We start from the raw sequence: 16,489 nt of genomic DNA, 5'->3' as shown, positions 1-16,489 counted from the left end.
TTCATGTGGGTAAATCGAACTTCAGTTTGCCTGCAATAAGATAAATCATGGTGATAAGTGTTCGCTCAGTTCGATACCCTCGGGCTCTGGCTTTGGCAGCTTGAATCAGACTGTTTATCCCTTCTAGGATTCCGTTATTGATCCTGGAGGTAAACCAACGCAGGACGCCGTCCCAGTGGTTCTTGATGGTGTATGCGGCTTTTTTCATGGGCTCCAGGCGGCTGTGGGTTGCCCAGAAATACCATTTCTTCAAAAAGGTTTCGGCGGTCCGGGCGGTCTGATTGTAGAATTCCTGAAAGTTGAGTTTGATGTGGTACGCCCGGCTGGTTTTGAGGTTGAGCTTTTTGATCGTCAATTGTTCAAGCTGTTCGGCCTGGGACGCCTTGAGGTTGGATGGGTTCTTCAGCCAAAGATAGCGGCTGCCCTTTAGCACCGGCCGGCCTTTGGATTCTTCCCGGCGAACCTGGTCCACCGCTTCGTTGAGGACTTTCAGCACATGGAACTTATCGAAGGTGATATGGGCTTCGGGAAAATGTTTTTCGACACCGCTGATGAACGCCGGAGACATGTCGCAGCACATCTCCTCGATAGCGCCGGGATTGCCGCCATGGTCGGTGAGATCTCTTTTGAATCGATCAACGGTTGATGCATCCTTGCCGCCGGTGGCGAACAGAACCCGGGTTTCGTCAAGATCGACAAACAGGCTGACATAGTTGTGGCCGCGGCGTCTTGAGGTTTCGTCCATGCCGACATGCTTGACCTGACTGTGGTCGGCGGCCTTACGCGCTTCGCCCACATAGTGATGCAAGATACGCCATAACCGGGTATCGTGCTCACGGACAAACTCGGCGACGGTTTTCACCGGCATAGCCTTGGCCAGTATCATAATCATCGCTTCAAACAACAGCGTGAAGCCGCTGCCGGGTCTGGCCCAGGGCACATCAACCAGACGGATGCCGCATTTTTTGCAGTCGATTCTGGCAACCCTGGCGGTCAGATACGCTTCGTGCTGGAAGAAGTTCAGATGCCGCCATGTTTTCTCGACGGTATCGTGGGCCTTGACTCCCGATAGCCCACATTTCGGGCAAGTGAAGGTGCTCCCTTTGGGAAAATCAAGGCGGATATCCAGACGCTTTTCATCGGGGTTGAAATCCGCTGTCGAAACCTGCCAGGGCGGTTTCAGACCAAGAGCCATTTGAAGGAGTTCTGTATCTTTCATAGTGCTTAGCGATTATCACTAGTGCGGTAAGTCAATCAACTATCTACCCATACGAAACAGCGAGGAACCATAAAAATAGCCCCTGCGCCGACGGCGAGATCCACCGGACGGATTTAAAATTCCAGCGGCGTAACGGTCTTAACCAGAGAGAGATGCCGCATTTCCTCAACCACCGCCTCAGGAATGGGCGTGTCGGTAGTCAGGAAAATGATATTGCGATCCCCCTCCTCCTCCTGGCCGACCTGCATCCTGCCGATATTGATGTTGTATCGGCCCAGGGTGGCGCCGATTTCACCGATGGAACCGGGTTTGTCGATGTTCTGGATCAACGCCATGTGGCCGTGGGGAATCATCTCCAGCCGGAACTTGTTGATCTTGACAATCCGCGGGTCCTTTTTTCCGAAGATCGTACCGGACACCACACTTTCCATCTCGGTAGTAATCGCCCTGACGGTGATCTGGTTCACGTAATAGTCCGACTCGGCACTGCTGGTTTCGGTCACCTTGATTCCACGCTGCTGGGCCATGACATGGGCATTGACAAAATTTACGTCATCCTTGACCACGGGCGTCAAAATGCCCTTGAGTACCGCGGTTGAAACAGGAGAGAGGTCCAGCTCTTTGAAATCACCGTGAAATTCAACGACCACCTCCTTGATGGGACCTTGAACCAACTGGGCCTGGAGGCATCCCATGCGGTCGGCCAGGGTGAGGTAGGGGCCGATCTTTTCCAGCACTTCACCGGTCACCGAAGGCATGTTCACCGCATTGGACACCGTACCGGCAGTCAGGAAATCGATGATCTGCCGGGCGACGGCCACAGCCACATTGGTCTGGGCTTCCCGGGTGGAAGCCCCCAGGTGGGGCGTACAGATCACCCGTTCGTGAGTGATGAGGGGGGACTGGCCCGGCGGTTCGGTTTCAAATACATCCAGCGCGGCACCGGCCACTTTGCCGGAGACAAGGGCATTGTACAGATCGCTTTCATCGACGATCCCGCCCCGGGCGCAGTTGATCACCATCACCCCGGATTTCATCTGGTCGAAGGCCTCCTTGTTGATCATTCCGACGGTATTTTTCAGCTTGGGCACATGCACGGTAATATAGTCGGCCCGCTGGTACAGGATGCCCAGATCAACGCTCTCGAACCCCGCCTTTTGAATCTGGTCCGGGGTGACAAAGGGGTCATAGATAATCACGTTCATCTTCAGCCCACGGGCCCGGTCCGCCACGATAGCGCCGATCTTACCGTACCCGATGACACCCAACACCTTGTTAAAGATCTCCCGGCCCTGGAGTTTCTTCTTCTCCCACCGGCCGTCCCGCAGGGAAGCCGTTCCCGTGGGAATGTTACGGGTCAGGGCCAGCATCATGGCAATCGCGTGCTCTGCCGTCGTTACCACGTTGCCCGTGGGCGTATTCATCACCACCACCCCGCGCCGGGTGGCTGCCGGAATATCCACATTATCCAGGCCGATACCCGCCCGACCCACCACCTTCAGCCGCGAGGCCGCCTGCAACAGGTCTTCGGTCACCTTGGTAGCACTTCGAATTACCAGCGCGTCGTAATCGGCAATGATCGCCTTGAGCGCCTCCGGAGCAAGGCCGGTTTTCACATCCACATCGATACCCGGAGCCTCCCGAAACATACGAATTCCATCTTCACCCAGATTGTCACTGACCAGCACCTTCATTACGGGCATCCTTGATTTAAGGGTTGATGATTCATCCATTCCTGTTGAACGGCCGTGAATGGATCTGCTGACGGACCCGGCGCCCGTCTGAGACAAGCGCTCTCTTTTCAATGATAATTGTCAATCGGCCCAATAGAGGGAACAAGCGGTGAACGGCCCGTTGTTGGAGGCGTATTTTAGTGAAAAGCGATTGAACATTCAACCCATATTTTGGTAAACCGGCAGTTAACCGACCATGCAGCTGTCAGCACCAGGGCTCCACGGCAGCCTGCTCGTTTTTCAAGATGGGCCGCCAGGTAACGGTGTAGTGAATGTCCGCATCCTGGTACCGGGGGGTAAAAACTGCCACGTAGAGAGCACCGGGAAGGTCGGGAAACGCCTCGACCCAAAGCACATCATCCACATTGAGGTCGAAATCCCTGCAGATCCGCTTTCCCATACTTTCGGCACAGCTGGTTTTAAAAATACCGCCCTCCTTGCGAAAAGCCAGCAAGGCATAAGGGCGAATATGAGGATGCATGGGATCGCCGGATGAAAAATCAATGATCTTCACACGCCAGGTGCAGGCATGGGCGGGGCTCGCCCCGGGGTCCTCTTTTCGTTCAAGCATGTAAGAACCGTCAAAAATAATCATGCCATCTCCCTTTTTTGCCAATGGTGAACCGGGCATCAGTCTAAAGAATCAAACAGCTGACGGCAAACGTTTTTTCACGACACCCCACTCGCCACCCTGCCTTGGCGGCAATTGCACCGGCGGTAACTGACGACGGCAATCATCCGTGTCCCGGCTTGACCATCCGCCGGCATTCTGTTATCTCCCCCCCCTTGGTGGATCAACACCCGCAACGCGGGTAACCGGCACGTCACCATTGAAAACAAGGATAATCACCATGCTGATTACAGAAATTCTGGCCAGAAACGCCAGAATGTATGGCCAGGAAACCGCCCTCATCGAACGGGAACCGGAAAAAAATCGCCGGGTCGAAATCACCTGGAAAACTTTCGACGACCAGGCCAGCGCCATTGCCCAGGCGCTGATGGCCAGGGGCGTCAAAAAAGGAGACCGCGTGGTACACCTGATGATGAACGGCATCCAATGGCTGCCCGCCTATTTCGGCATTCTCAGGACCGGGGCCTGGGCAGTTCCCTTGAATTTCCGTTTCGTCGCAAAAACGATCGCCAATTGCACCCACACCGCCGAGGCAAAGGCCTTCATCTTCGGCGAGGAATTTATCGACCGGGTGACGGAAATCCGGGCCGAGATTGAAAACAGCGTCCGAACATTCATTTTTGCAGGCCCTGAGAACAAGCGCCCCGTGTGGGCGGAAGCATTAGACCGGCTCATCGCCGATCATCGTGCCGAAGATCCGGGGGTTGCCATAGACATCTGTGATGATGCAGCCCTTTACTTCACCTCCGGCACCACCGGCATACCCAAGGCCACCCGCCTGACGCACCGGAACCTGGAGCACGCCTGTTATGTGGAAAATCGCCACCACAACCAAACCCACAGGGACAATTTCCTTTGCATCCCTCCCTTGTATCACACAGGCGCCAAGATGCATTGGTTCGGCAATTTCATCATGGGCGCAAGGGCGGTCATTCTCAAAGGCATCGAGCCACGGTGGATATTGGAAACCATCTCCGAAGAAAAGGTGACCATCGTCTGGCTGCTGGTGCCCTGGGCCATGGACCTGCTGCTGGCCATCGAGAGCGGTGAACTGAAATTGAGAGACTACCAATTGAACCAATGGCGGCTCATGCATATCGGCGCCCAACCGGTCCCCTCGAGCCTGATCAGGGAGTGGCGCAAAATTTTCCCCAACCACCAGTATGATACCAACTACGGCCTCACGGAAAGCACCGGCCCCGGCTGCATCCATTTGGGGATGGAAAACATGCACAAGGTGGGTGCCATCGGGGTTCCTGGTTTTGACTGGGAATTTCAGATTGTCGACGACCAATCGAAACCGGTAACCCGGGGTAACCCGGGTGAATTGATCATCAGGGGACCCGGGGTCATGAAGGAGTATTACAAAAATCCGGAGGCCACGGCCGCTGCCATCGTAAATGGCTGGCTGCTCACCGGCGATGTGGCCCGGCAGGACGAGGAAGGGTTCATCTGGCTGGTGGACCGAAAAAAAGATGTGATCATCACCGGTGGAGAGAACATCTATCCGGTAGAAATCGAGAATTTTCTCGCAAGCCATCCAAAAATTCAAGATGTGGCGGTGATCGGCCTGCCCAGCCTCAGGCTGGGAGAAATCACCACGGCCATCATCAAGGTAAAGAGCGGCTGCGACATGACCAAATCGGAGGTGGAGGACTTCTGTAGTGCCTTGGCCCGATATAAGCGTCCACGCAAAATCATTTTCAGTGACGTGCCGCGAAACCCCACGGGTAAGATCGAAAAACCAAAACTGCGACGACGGTATGCCGGGCAAACGGAAAGATTTGCCATCTGATCGAGCGTGGCGGATCGAGTGATCACAACCATCGCAACCGGAATCACCCGGCATTGGTTTTCCATACAGAAAAACCCGCAACCTTTAACAGGCGCGGGTTTTTTAATCTCGAAAGCGAGAACTTGCCTCTCCTTCAAATTGGTACAGAGCTACTTTTTATCCTTCACCTCTTCGAAATCGGCATCCACCACATCGTCATCAGCACCCGCGCCCCCGGCATCCGCCGCACCGGCATCGGGCCCCGGATCGCCCGCAGCGCCGGCACCGGCTTCGGACGCCTGCTTATACATGGCTTCAGCGACCTTGTGGGAAGCCTGGGTCAATTCTTCGCTCAGCCGTTGAATCTCCTTGAGATCGTCGCCTTCCATGGCCTTCTTGAGAGCCGTCGAGGCGGCTTCGATTTTACTTCGCGTTCCGGCATCCACCTTCTCGCCAAGATCCTTTAAGGACTTTTCAGTCGAATAGATAAGCGTATCGGCATGATTTCGGGCTTCAACCAGTTCCTTTTTCTTCTTGTCCTCATCCGCATGCAATTCGGCATCTTTGATCAGATTGTCGATCTCCGCTTTGGAAAGGCCGCTGGACGCCGTAATCTGAATGGACTGCTCTTTGCCAGTAGCCATATCTTTCGCGGACACATTGACGATGCCGTTGGCATCGATGTCAAACGTCACCTCGATCTGTGGAACACCGCGGGGGGCAGGCGGTATGCCAACCAGTTCAAACCGTCCCAGGGTCTTATTGCTGGCAGCCATTTCCCTTTCGCCCTGGAGCACATGGATGGAGACCGCCGGCTGACTGTCCGCCGCCGTGGAGAAGACTTGGCTCTTGCGGGTCGGGATGGTGGTATTCTTTTCGATGAGCCGCGTCATGATGCCGCCCAGAGTTTCGATCCCCAATGAAAGCGGGGTGACATCCAAAAGGAGCACATCCTTCACATCGCCCTTAAGCACGCCGCCCTGAATGGCCGCTCCCAGCGCCACCACTTCGTCGGGGTTGACACCCTTATGGGGTTCTTTTCCGAAAAGCCGTTTCACCCGCTCCTGCACCGCCGGCATCCGGGTCATTCCACCCACCAGAATGACTTCGTCGATTTCCCCGGTGGACAGGCCGGCATCCTTCAGCGCGGTCCGGCAGGGCGGCTCCAGCTTGTCCAGCAAATCGGCAACCAGACCTTCCAGCTTGGCCCGGGTGATCTTGATATTCAAATGTTTGGGGCCACTGGCGTCAGCAGTAATGAAGGGCAGATTCACATCGGTTTCCATGGATGAGGAGAGTTCCATCTTGGCCTTTTCGGCCGCCTCTTTAAGCCGCTGCAGCGCCATCTTATCACTTCTCAGGTCAATTCCCTGATCTTTTTTGAACTCGTCGGCCAGGAAATCGATGATCCGCAGATCGAAATCCTCGCCGCCCAGGTGGGTATCCCCGTTAGTGGCTTTAACTTCAAAAACGCCTTCGCCGATTTCCAGAATGGAAATATCGAAAGTCCCGCCGCCCAAGTCGAATACGGCTATCTTCTCCTCTTTGCGCTTATCCAAGCCGTAGGCCAGTGAGGCGGCCGTGGGCTCGTTAATGATGCGAAGCACGTTGAGGCCGGCAATTTTTCCGGCATCTTTGGTGGACTGGCGCTGGCTGTCGTTAAAGTAGGCCGGCACGGTAATTACCGCATCGGTTACCGGTTCTCCCAGGTAGTCTTCGGCGTATTTTTTGATATATGCCAGGATGAACGATGAAATTTCTGCCGGGCTGTGGAGTTTTCCCCTTAAATCGATGCGAACATCGCCGTTTTCGGCCTGTTTGACGTGGTAAGGGAGGATTTTGGTGTCTTTTTGAACCTCGGGAGATGAAAATTTTCTGCCGATCAACCGTTTGACCGCAAAAACCGTGTTCTCCGGGTTGGTAATGGCTTGGCGCTTGGCGATCTGCCCCACCATTCGCTCACCGCTTTCGCTGACAGCCACAATGGAAGGTGTCGTTCGCCCGCCTTCCGGGTTGGTGATCACTTTGGCGTCGCCCCCCTCCATGATGGCCACACAAGAGTTAGTGGTCCCGAGATCAATTCCGATAATCTTGCCCATCTGATGTTCCTCCTTACCTTCGGCGTATCCTTGAAAATAGTGATAAATTATGCGTTGGTATCAACCGATCTTTCAGCTGGTTGCCCGTTCTGGACGGCCTTTGAGACCACCACCATGGCGGGGCGGAGCAGCCGGTCATGAATCAAATATCCCTTTTGAAATTCCTGTACCACCGTGTTGGGCGGCTGGTCGGTACTCTCCTCTTGGCACATGGCCTGATGAAAGGCCGGGTCAAAGGACTCTCCCAGGGCCTGAATGGGACTGACGTAATGCCTTTCGAGGATTTTGTTGATTTCAGCCAAGGTCAAGGACACTCCGTCAACCAGACGCTGGTCGTTTTCGTTCTCTGGAGCGGCTGAAGCAATGGCCCGTTCCAGATTGTCCACAACGCTGAGCAGTTCCCGAATCAGGTTTTCGGTGGCATATTTTCTGATATCGTCCAACTCGCGGGCAGACCGTTTTTTGAAATTTTCGAATTCGGCCGCCATCCGGAGCATGCGGTCGCGATTTTCATTGGCTTCAGCCTGCGCCACGGTAAGTTTTTCTTCAAGATCTTTCAGCGGATCAACAGACTCCGCCGGTTCATCAGTTGCACCGCTCGGGTCCGGAGGCGTTGATGGGGGTTCTTGTGGCGTTTTATCGTTCTCGTCATCAATCACAATCTTTGTCTTTTTTGCCATCAGCTCCTGTATCTCCTGGTTTCACTGGATTTTCTTGTCTTCACGGCCGGTGGGGTCCCGGTCGGCCCGAAACGCTTGAAATTAAAGCTGTTGACTGCGACCAGGTCCGCAAAGTTGATAAAAAATAAGACCAGATGGTGGCTTGTCAAGGACAAGTCCGGCCTTCTCCGACTAATAATAATTAATTGTAAATTTGATGGGTTGGACAGATACAGCGGGTGTTACCCCCTGCTGTGATGCGATTGTCTCGTCAAGTTGAATGGCGCGTATAGTGGGCAGAAGAGATGGTTGTGCACCCCCCGTCGAGCTGATCCGAAAAATCGGAGCCACAACATGACCGGGATCGATCCACGACACAGACCGCATCCCTTATCGCTGCTTCCTTCCGGACCTGACGAGGTTCGAGACCGTCTGTTGCGCGGCGGCCGGTCAAAATGACCCGATTTTCTCGGGATTAACCCTAAAGGGGGAATTCAGCCCCGCATGAAGCGGATTTCGGGTATAGGGCACCGCTGGCTCCCCGCCTAGCACAACCGGAGCCCCTATAGTATGATCCTTGCTTTTTTTACAAGAGATAAGTGCAGATCTTTTTAATCAGGCAGGACTGAGATTACCTCACCACCGCAGGTTGAACTTTAATTTCAGCTGTCAGCGTTCCTTCATTCACTTTCCAGCCGGCTCTGCGGTATTGACTTCTCTTTAACCATGCAATAGAGCAGGAGGTACACGTTGTTGAGAACAACCCTTACAACAGATTGGGAGGTACCGATAATGGCACGAACCATTACTGCGATCACCTTATTGCTTGCCCTGCTTTTCACAGCGGGCTGTGCCGCCATCGTCGTCGGTGCCGGAGCCGGGGCCGGTGTTTACACATGGGTCAAGGGAGAATTGATCCGCTCCTACGCGAATGATTTTACCCACACCGAAAAGGCAACCCTCCAGAGCCTGGATTATCTGAAGATCACTATTGATGAGAAAACCCAGACGGGCAGCGAAACCACGATCAAGGCGCGCCAGAGTGACGGTTCCCCGGTGACGGTAAGCATCCGGACGGTCCGCTATGACATGACCGAGGTTTCCGTCAGATGCGGTTATGTCGGCTATTGGAATCGGAAAAACGCCGAACTGATTCATGCCACCATCCTCAACACCATCTGACCCAAAAAGCCTTCTGTCCACGGTTGAACAAACGCTGGCCACCCACCATATGATAGATCCGGGAGATCGGGTGCTCGTGGGGGTTTCCGGCGGACCGGATTCCATGGCACTGCTTCACCTGCTGAACCGGCTGGCACCCGATTTAAATATCCGGATAGGGGTGGCCCATCTGAACCATTGCCTGCGGGGAGCATCGGCGGACAGAGATGCCGAGGTGGTGCGTCGGGCAGCCGAAGAATTACGATATTCCTACCATATCGGTCATGCCCGCGTATTAAAGGTAAAGCAGCATCTGGGACTCTCCCTGGAAGAAGCGGCCCGCCGGATACGCTATGCGTTTTTCAATAAAACGATGGCCAACGCCGGTTACAACAAGCTGGCGCTTGGCCACCAATCGGACGACAACGCCGAGCAGATGCTCATGGCCTTGTTGCGTGGAACCGGTCCGCGCGGGCTTTCGGGTATCGCCCCGGTGCGGGGAAAACACATCATCCGTCCCCTGATCAATGCCCATCGCTCACAGATCGAAACTTTCATTGCAGAAGAAGGTATCGCCTGCGTTCTGGATGCATCCAACGATGACCTCCGGTTTATGCGCAACCGCATCCGGCATCGTCTGCTGCCCCTTTTGTCATCCGAGTACAACCCGCGCATCGAAACGCATCTGAACCAGCTCGCCGATGTGATGCGTACTGAAGAAACATGGATTGACAAACTGGTAGCCGCCGAATACGAACAGGCATTGCTCAATCGTGACAAGGGCACCCTCACCCTCTCCGCCAGTGCCATAAATCAGGCTCATCCCGCCCTGGCCCGCCGCCTGGTGCGAAAGGCCATCGAGGAACTCGCCGGCACCCTGCGGCGGATCACTTTCTCCCACGTCCAAGCCGTGCTGCACATGCTGACGGACGGATGCGATGAAAAAGGGCTTCATCTGCCCGGCGGTATCCGCGCCCGTCGAACGGGCGACCGAGTGATGCTGGTAATAGCAAATGGACGTTACCGGGGCGGCGTCGATCCGGCGCTTGAAGAAAAGGCGGTATCGACGACGGTCATTTCCTCGCCATTTCCCTCAACCGTTGAGATCAAGGAAATGGCAGCCGGTCTGCGATTTTCAACCTGTCGGCCAAACCAGTTGCCGCAGTGGGCCGATGTTGGCCGGAATCAGGCCTATTTCGATTTGGCGCGGCTATCCCTTCCATTGACGGTCCGTCCGTCGATTCCCGGTGACCGGTTCACGCCCCTGGGTGCCGGCGGTTCCCAGAAATTGAAAAAGTTCTTCATCGATCACCGGATTCATCGAAAGGACCGAGCCAGGGCACCGGTACTGACGGACAAACAGCGAATCATCTGGCTGGTGGGGCAGCGCATCGATGATCATGTTAAAGTGACCGCACATACATCTGAAGTCCTCTGCGTTGAAATTTTCTTGCTTGACACCCGATGATGGTTAATATGATCCTAACCAAAAATTCGGAAACCGTTTACCGTGCCTGAAGCATCTCGAGGAGGAAAACACTTTTGAATCCATTCTACAAGAACATGGCCCTGTGGCTGGTCATCACGTTAATGATGGTCATGCTCTACAATCTTTTCAATCAGCAGCAACTCGCGCAAAACGACATCAGCTACTCGGAATTTCTGGCCATGGTAGAGGCCGACCGGGTATCGGAAGTCACCATCCAGGGCCAGGAGCTCCGGGTTACGGACCTCAACCGCAGCCATTTTAAGATTTACGCACCCCAAGATCCCTCGTTGATTCAACGATTGAAGGACAAGGGAGTCACCATCATCGCCAAACCGCCGGCCGAATCTCCCTGGTACATGTCTGTTCTGGTATCCTGGTTCCCCATGATCGTGCTCATCGGCGTATGGATCTTTTTCATGCGCCAGATGCAAAGCGGCGGCGGAAAGGCCATGTCTTTCGGCAAAAGCAGGGCCCGTCTGCTTTCCGACCAGCAGGAAAAAGTAACCTTCGAGGACGTCGCCGGCATCGATGAAGCCAAGGAGGAGCTGGAGGAAATCGTCGCGTTCCTGAAAGATCCGAAAAAATTTACGCGATTGGGAGGACGCATTCCCAAAGGCGTTCTCCTCATGGGCCCCCCGGGCACCGGCAAGACCCTGTTGGCCCGGGCCATCGCCGGTGAGGCCGGGGTTCCGTTTTTCAGCATCAGCGGCTCGGATTTTGTGGAAATGTTCGTCGGCGTGGGTGCCTCCCGAGTGCGGGATCTTTTCGTGCAGGGCAAGAAAAATGCGCCATGCATTATTTTCATCGATGAAATCGATGCAGTCGGCCGCCACCGCGGTGCCGGACTGGGCGGAGGCCACGACGAGCGTGAACAGACCCTGAACCAGCTGCTGGTGGAGATGGACGGCTTCGAATCCAACGAGGGCGTCATTCTCATCTCCGCCACCAACCGGCCTGATGTACTGGACCCGGCGCTGCTCCGCCCCGGCCGCTTTGACCGGCAGGTGGTGGTATCGCTGCCGGACATCAAGGGGAGGGAAAAGATTTTGCGGGTGCACATGAAGCGCACTCCCATCGCTTCGGATGTGGATCCGGTGGTACTGGCCAAAGGCACCCCCGGCTTTTCCGGAGCCGATCTGGAAAACCTGGTCAATGAAACCGCCCTGCTGGCCGCCAAGCGCAACAAGGAACGCCTGGACATGGTTGATTTCGAGGACTCCAAGGACAAGGTCTACATGGGCCTCGAAAGGAAGTCGAAGGTGATCAGGGAAGAAGACCGGCTGACCACGGCATACCATGAAGGCGGCCATGCCCTGGTAGCCCGATTCATCCCCGGCACCGACGTGGTCAACAAGATCACTATCATTCCCCGGGGGAGGGCCGCCGGAGTGACCTGGTTTCTGCCGGAAGAACGGGACTTTCGCTACAAGGACCAGTTGGAAGCCGAACTGGCCATCGCCTTCGGAGGACGGGTGGCCGAGGAAATCATTTTCAACCGCATCAGCACCGGAGCCTCCAACGACATCAAAAGAGCAACTGATCTGGCCCAGCAGATGATCCGCAGCTGGGGCATGAGTGAGACCCTGGGACCGCTCTCTTTTGCCAAAGACGAAGAACAGGTGTTTTTGGGCAGGGAAATCGCCCAACACCGCGACTACTCGGAAGAGACCGCCCGTAAGATCGATTCAGAGGTCAACCGCCTGGTCACGCGCTCCTATGAGCGTGCCCACTCCGTATTGACCGAACACATCGATGTGCTGCACAAACTGGCCGAACAGCTTCTGGAAAAAGAAACCATTCTGGGCGCCGAGTTGGATGAAATAATCCGCCAGGTGCGGCCGGGCATCCAGCTTCCGGAAAAACCCGCCGACAAGGAAGAACCTCCGGAGGACACTTCCACCTCGGCGCCGGCAGCATCCGAAGCGACGCAGGCAGTGGAAACGAATGCAGAGCAGGCGGATGACACCTTTGGCAGCGCACCGCAGGAGACGGACTCGGGAGACGATACTGAGCCGCGATAATGCGCCAAATCCCAATCGAGGCCATCGGGGTGCCACGGAAACAACGCCACCGATACCCTTTGCCCTGGAACTCAAATGAGCGGTACCATGCCATCATACACGATTACCTGCGGGTCACAAACCTTGGCGCTGGGGCAACGAACCCTGATCATGGGCATTGTCAATGTCACGCCCGACTCTTTTTCGGATGGCGGGCATTTTTTCTCGACGGACCGCGCCATTGCCCAAGCCATGCATTTGATCGAAGAGGGAGCGGACATCCTGGATATCGGTGGAGAATCCACACGCCCCTTTTCGGACCCGGTGGGCGAATCGGAAGAGATGGACCGGGTATTGCCGGTAATCGAAGGCATAGCAAGCCGTGTGGCCACTCCCATCTCAATCGACACCACCAAAGCATCGGTGGCTCAGCAGGCCGTGGCGGCCGGGGCGACCCTGATCAATGATGTCAGCGCCCTGCGAACGGATCCGCAGATGGCTGCTACGACCGCCCGATGCCGGGTGCCGATTATCCTCATGCACATGAAAGGCACCCCTAAAACCATGCAGGTGGAACCGATCTACGATGACCTGACGACCGACATCATGGCCTTTCTCTCCGACGCCATGAACCGGGCCATAGCCGCCGGCGTGGAACGCTCCGCCATTATCCTCGACCCGGGGATCGGGTTTGGCAAGACCATTGCCCATAACCTTCAACTCATCCGCGACATTGACCGGTTTCACGATCTGGCCGCCCCATTGCTGATCGGCCCGTCGCGCAAGATGTTCATCCGTCAACTGCTGAAAGATCCGTCTCAAAAAGACATGGATCCGCTTTCTGTGGAGGTGGCCCGGGGAACCCAGGCAGCCGTTGCCGCCGCAGCCATGAAAGGGGTCCACATTGTCCGGGTTCATGATGTCGCCCGAACCCGCGCCACGCTTGCCATTGTCAACGCCATCACATCCGTGTGAGCCTTATGACACCATTCGTTCCTTCGAACAAGCGCGCACGCGGCACCTGGATCCGATGGCTGATCCTTTCTCTGCTTTTGGGTGCGGCAACCGTAGCACTGATCTCCCGGACCGAGAAACAGGAGCGGGAAATTGCCCTTGCCGTCACTTTCAGTAACCTTGCCGACAACCTGCTGCTGATTGACGCCCCCCGCCACTCGGTCAGGCTTTTGGTTTCAGACACCACCCGTGCCCTCCAGACGATCGATTCCAATGAAACCTCCTGTCGAGTGAATCTGTCCGGTCTGGGAGAAGGAACGCACACCCTCCCGGTACGTCCGGCGGATATCTGCCTGCCCACGGGTATCGATCTCCAAGCGCTGTTAACACCGTCGTTGACCATCAGGCTGGAAAGGGTGTCCCAAAAAACGGCGGGGGTCATAGCGGTACTGGAGGGACAACCGGCACCGGGCTTTGCGGTAACAGCCGTTTCCCTAATACCGGACCACGTCCTTCTCAAGGGAACGGCAACCCTGCTGGCCGATATCGACTCAGTCAGAACCCGGCCCATCAATCTGGAGGGCGCTTCGGAATCCTTCAAAAAAGAGGTGCCCCTGAACCTGCAGGAAACCATTGCGGTAGATCCGCCCCTTCGTATTGTGGTGGCACAAGTCCAGGTAAAAGAACGCATCATCACGCGAGTGCTGGAAAACGTTCCGGTCCTGGTTAAGGGAACCTCCGCGGCCCTTCAGATCCACCCCGAGTCCATCACCTTGACCGTCAAGGGTCCGGAGGTTATTGTCAACACAATCGAAACCAACCCGGCCTTTGCCGTCACCTTGGACCTGAACAATCTGACAACGGGGACCCATTCCCTCAAGGCCGCCATCAATCTACCGGTCAGAACCACACTGGTCTGCACCAGTCCGGAACGTTTTTCCGTAACCATCAGCAAATAGGGTGGAGGCGATCATGCTGTTTGTCATCGATGTGGGCAACACCAATACGGTCATGGGTATCTATCGCGATGAGACGCTGGTCAAAGACTGGCGGATCCGCACGGAACGAAAAACGACGGAAGACGAATTCAACGTTATCGTCACCAGCTTGTTCGCCATCGGCGGCATCGATGCCGGAGGCATCCGGCAAACCGTGATTTCCTGTGTCGTCCCCCCCATGGTGACCATTCTGGATTCCTTTTGCCGCAAATACCTGGGCCATGCCCCCCAGTGGGTGGATGCCCGCTCCTATACCCGCATGCCCATTTTGATCAACAATCCCTCGGAATTGGGGGCGGATCGTATCGTCAATTCTGTGGCCGCCTATCACAAATACCGCCGAAGCCTCATCATCATTGATTTCGGTACGGCCACCACCTTCGACGTGGTTTCGGAGAAGGGGGAATATTTAGGGGGTGCCATCAGCCCGGGCATCATGATCGCCTCCGAGGCCCTGTTTCGTGAAGCATCCAAATTGCCGCGGGTGGAGATCTTCGAACCGCCGGAAAACGTGGTGGGCAAAGATACCGCCGGCAGCATCAAATCAGGAATCATTTTCGGCTATGCCGGTTTGGTGGATGGGATTGTGGGCCGTATGAAGTCACAGATGAACACCGTGCCCATGGTGCTGGCCACAGGCGGCCTGGCACCCCTGATGGCCAATGTGGCCGAAAGCATAGAAAAAGTCGAGTCCTCCCTGACCCTGGAGGGACTTCGCATCATCAGCGTTAGCCTCGACAAAAATCCAACGATGAATTCATAATTTTCGATTTGAGTGCGGGCATTCTATCGTATTACACGAGTCCGATCCATTAATTAGGAATTCTTCATTATTCATCGGTCTGGTTATCGTTGCGTTCCAGTCTGGCCAGGTAGCCGGCAAAGCCCTTGACGCTGTTGCTCAAAAATCCCCGTTCCCGGACCTGTACCTCAGGCGATAGTTGTGAAAACCCGTGGAGCTGCGGATCCGCTTTCAGCAACAAATCCACCCACCGATTGATATTATCGTCGGCCGCCAAGCCCCCACCGGCAGCTTCGACGGCCAGGGTATTTTTCCAGAAAAGCAGCTGCTCCCGATGCCTGGCGAGCATGTTCATACCGTCCGGCTGCAAACCGAAGTGCCCATAGCACAAAGCCTTGGGACGGGTTGCCATGATCCGGTCGATACTAGACAGGGAGGTTTCCAGAAAGAATCGGGGTGGGGTTGCCGGCCGCAGGTAGCGGTCTCCCGAAGGCAACGGCAGGCATACGCCGCCCGCTTCTCCGGCAAACAGATAGTCACCGGCGGCAATGGCATAATGATGCGGTGAATGACCGGGCGTGTCCAGCAGTTGAAAGGGCGCCGATGCCAGTTGTTCCTCGCTGGCGATCCGCGATGGGTCCACCGGCAGCATCGGCCCGTAAGCGCGGCCGGTCTCTCCCAGGGTCTTCACCGTGCCCTGCCACAGGCGTTCAGGATCTATAATATGAGGGGCGCCTTTGGGATGACAAACCACCGGTGTGCCGGGAAATTGTCTGGCCATGTGACCCACGGCGCCGGCATGGTCGATGTGGATATGGGTCAGGCAGATATAATCCAGGCAATCCACACCCAGCGCGGCGATTGCCTCGACGAGTTGGTCTGCAGTCGCCGCCGGCCCGACATCCACCAGGAAGACCGCGTCGGGCCCGACCATCAACCAGGCGCCGATAAAATTCTGGAATCCGCTGATGGGGGGCGCTAAAACGATCAGGTAAAGATCAGGGGAAACATGATGAACGGTGGCGGCCAC

At 55.7% G+C, this 16,489-nt stretch carries 13 protein-coding genes and 1 other RNA gene; 7 read left to right on the top strand and 7 right to left on the bottom strand.

Annotated elements, in window-relative coordinates; translation table 11 throughout:
- Window position 1: 1 nt before the first annotated feature.
- The 3 genes from ACHZBS_RS19330 to ACHZBS_RS19320 form a co-directional block, all read right to left on the bottom strand.
- Entirely contained in the window at window positions 2–1,219 is a 1,218-nt protein-coding gene (locus ACHZBS_RS19330) for an ISL3 family transposase (protein ID WP_319405756.1), read from the bottom strand.
- Window positions 1,220–1,332: 113 nt separating this feature from the next.
- A complete protein-coding gene (gene serA / locus ACHZBS_RS19325) occupies window positions 1,333–2,913 on the bottom strand; it encodes a phosphoglycerate dehydrogenase (protein WP_319408164.1) in 1,581 nt (526 codons plus the stop codon).
- A gap of 244 nt (window positions 2,914–3,157) precedes the next feature.
- Window positions 3,158–3,547 carry a hypothetical protein gene (locus ACHZBS_RS19320; RefSeq protein WP_319408163.1) on the bottom strand — a complete coding sequence of 130 codons (390 nt, stop codon included), beginning with the start codon at window positions 3,545–3,547 and terminating at the stop codon, window positions 3,158–3,160.
- Between the two features lie 256 nt (window positions 3,548–3,803).
- On the opposite strand from ACHZBS_RS19320, the gene ACHZBS_RS19315 reads away from it, so the two are divergent.
- Window positions 3,804–5,378, top strand: a complete 1,575-nt coding sequence (locus ACHZBS_RS19315) for a class I adenylate-forming enzyme family protein (protein ID WP_319408162.1) — start codon at window positions 3,804–3,806, stop codon at window positions 5,376–5,378.
- Between the two features lie 149 nt (window positions 5,379–5,527).
- Here ACHZBS_RS19315 and dnaK read toward each other — a convergent pair whose 3' ends face one another.
- The 3 genes from dnaK to ffs form a co-directional block, all read right to left on the bottom strand.
- Window positions 5,528–7,456 (bottom strand): molecular chaperone DnaK, encoded by a 1,929-nt coding sequence (gene dnaK, locus ACHZBS_RS19310; RefSeq protein WP_394708012.1) that lies wholly within the window; start codon window positions 7,454–7,456, stop codon window positions 5,528–5,530.
- Window positions 7,457–7,503: 47 nt separating this feature from the next.
- Window positions 7,504–8,136: a nucleotide exchange factor GrpE gene (gene grpE / locus ACHZBS_RS19305; RefSeq protein ID WP_319408161.1), complete on the bottom strand. Its 633-nt coding sequence runs from the start codon at window positions 8,134–8,136 to the stop codon at window positions 7,504–7,506.
- A 288-nt stretch (window positions 8,137–8,424) separates the two neighbouring features.
- Window positions 8,425–8,669, bottom strand: an RNA gene (gene ffs, locus ACHZBS_RS19300) — signal recognition particle sRNA large type.
- A gap of 238 nt (window positions 8,670–8,907) precedes the next feature.
- Between ffs and ACHZBS_RS19295 the strand changes: the two genes are divergently transcribed.
- The 6 genes from ACHZBS_RS19295 to ACHZBS_RS19270 all read left to right on the top strand — a co-directional run bounded on the left by ACHZBS_RS19295 (window position 8,908) and on the right by ACHZBS_RS19270 (window position 15,480).
- Window positions 8,908–9,297, top strand: coding sequence for a DUF3568 family protein (locus tag ACHZBS_RS19295; RefSeq protein WP_319408160.1), 390 nt, complete (start codon window positions 8,908–8,910; stop codon window positions 9,295–9,297).
- Entirely contained in the window at window positions 9,272–10,744 is a 1,473-nt protein-coding gene (gene tilS / locus ACHZBS_RS19290; protein WP_319408159.1) for a tRNA lysidine(34) synthetase TilS, read from the top strand. The genes ACHZBS_RS19295 and tilS overlap by 26 nt, the downstream gene beginning before the upstream one ends.
- A gap of 74 nt (window positions 10,745–10,818) precedes the next feature.
- On the top strand, window positions 10,819–12,786 hold the full coding sequence (gene ftsH, locus ACHZBS_RS19285) for an ATP-dependent zinc metalloprotease FtsH (protein ID WP_319408158.1): 1,968 nt from the start codon (window positions 10,819–10,821) through the stop codon (window positions 12,784–12,786).
- Between the two features lie 75 nt (window positions 12,787–12,861).
- Entirely contained in the window at window positions 12,862–13,740 is an 879-nt protein-coding gene (gene folP / locus ACHZBS_RS19280) for a dihydropteroate synthase (RefSeq protein ID WP_319408157.1), read from the top strand.
- 5 nt (window positions 13,741–13,745) lie between these two features.
- Complete coding sequence (locus tag ACHZBS_RS19275) at window positions 13,746–14,678, top strand: CdaR family protein (protein ID WP_319408156.1); 933 nt, start codon at window positions 13,746–13,748, stop codon at window positions 14,676–14,678.
- A 13-nt stretch (window positions 14,679–14,691) separates the two neighbouring features.
- Window positions 14,692–15,480 carry a type III pantothenate kinase gene (locus ACHZBS_RS19270; protein WP_319408155.1) on the top strand — a complete coding sequence of 263 codons (789 nt, stop codon included), beginning with the start codon at window positions 14,692–14,694 and terminating at the stop codon, window positions 15,478–15,480.
- 67 nt (window positions 15,481–15,547) lie between these two features.
- On the opposite strand, the gene ACHZBS_RS19265 is transcribed toward ACHZBS_RS19270, so the two are convergent.
- Window positions 15,548–16,489 carry an MBL fold metallo-hydrolase gene (locus tag ACHZBS_RS19265; protein WP_319408154.1) on the bottom strand — a complete coding sequence of 314 codons (942 nt, stop codon included), beginning with the start codon at window positions 16,487–16,489 and terminating at the stop codon, window positions 15,548–15,550.

It is taken from the genome of uncultured Desulfosarcina sp., from assembly GCF_963664155.2.
Lineage (GTDB): Bacteria > Desulfobacterota > Desulfobacteria > Desulfobacterales > Desulfosarcinaceae > Desulfosarcina.
This window is presented reverse-complemented; position numbering and strand designations above follow the sequence as displayed.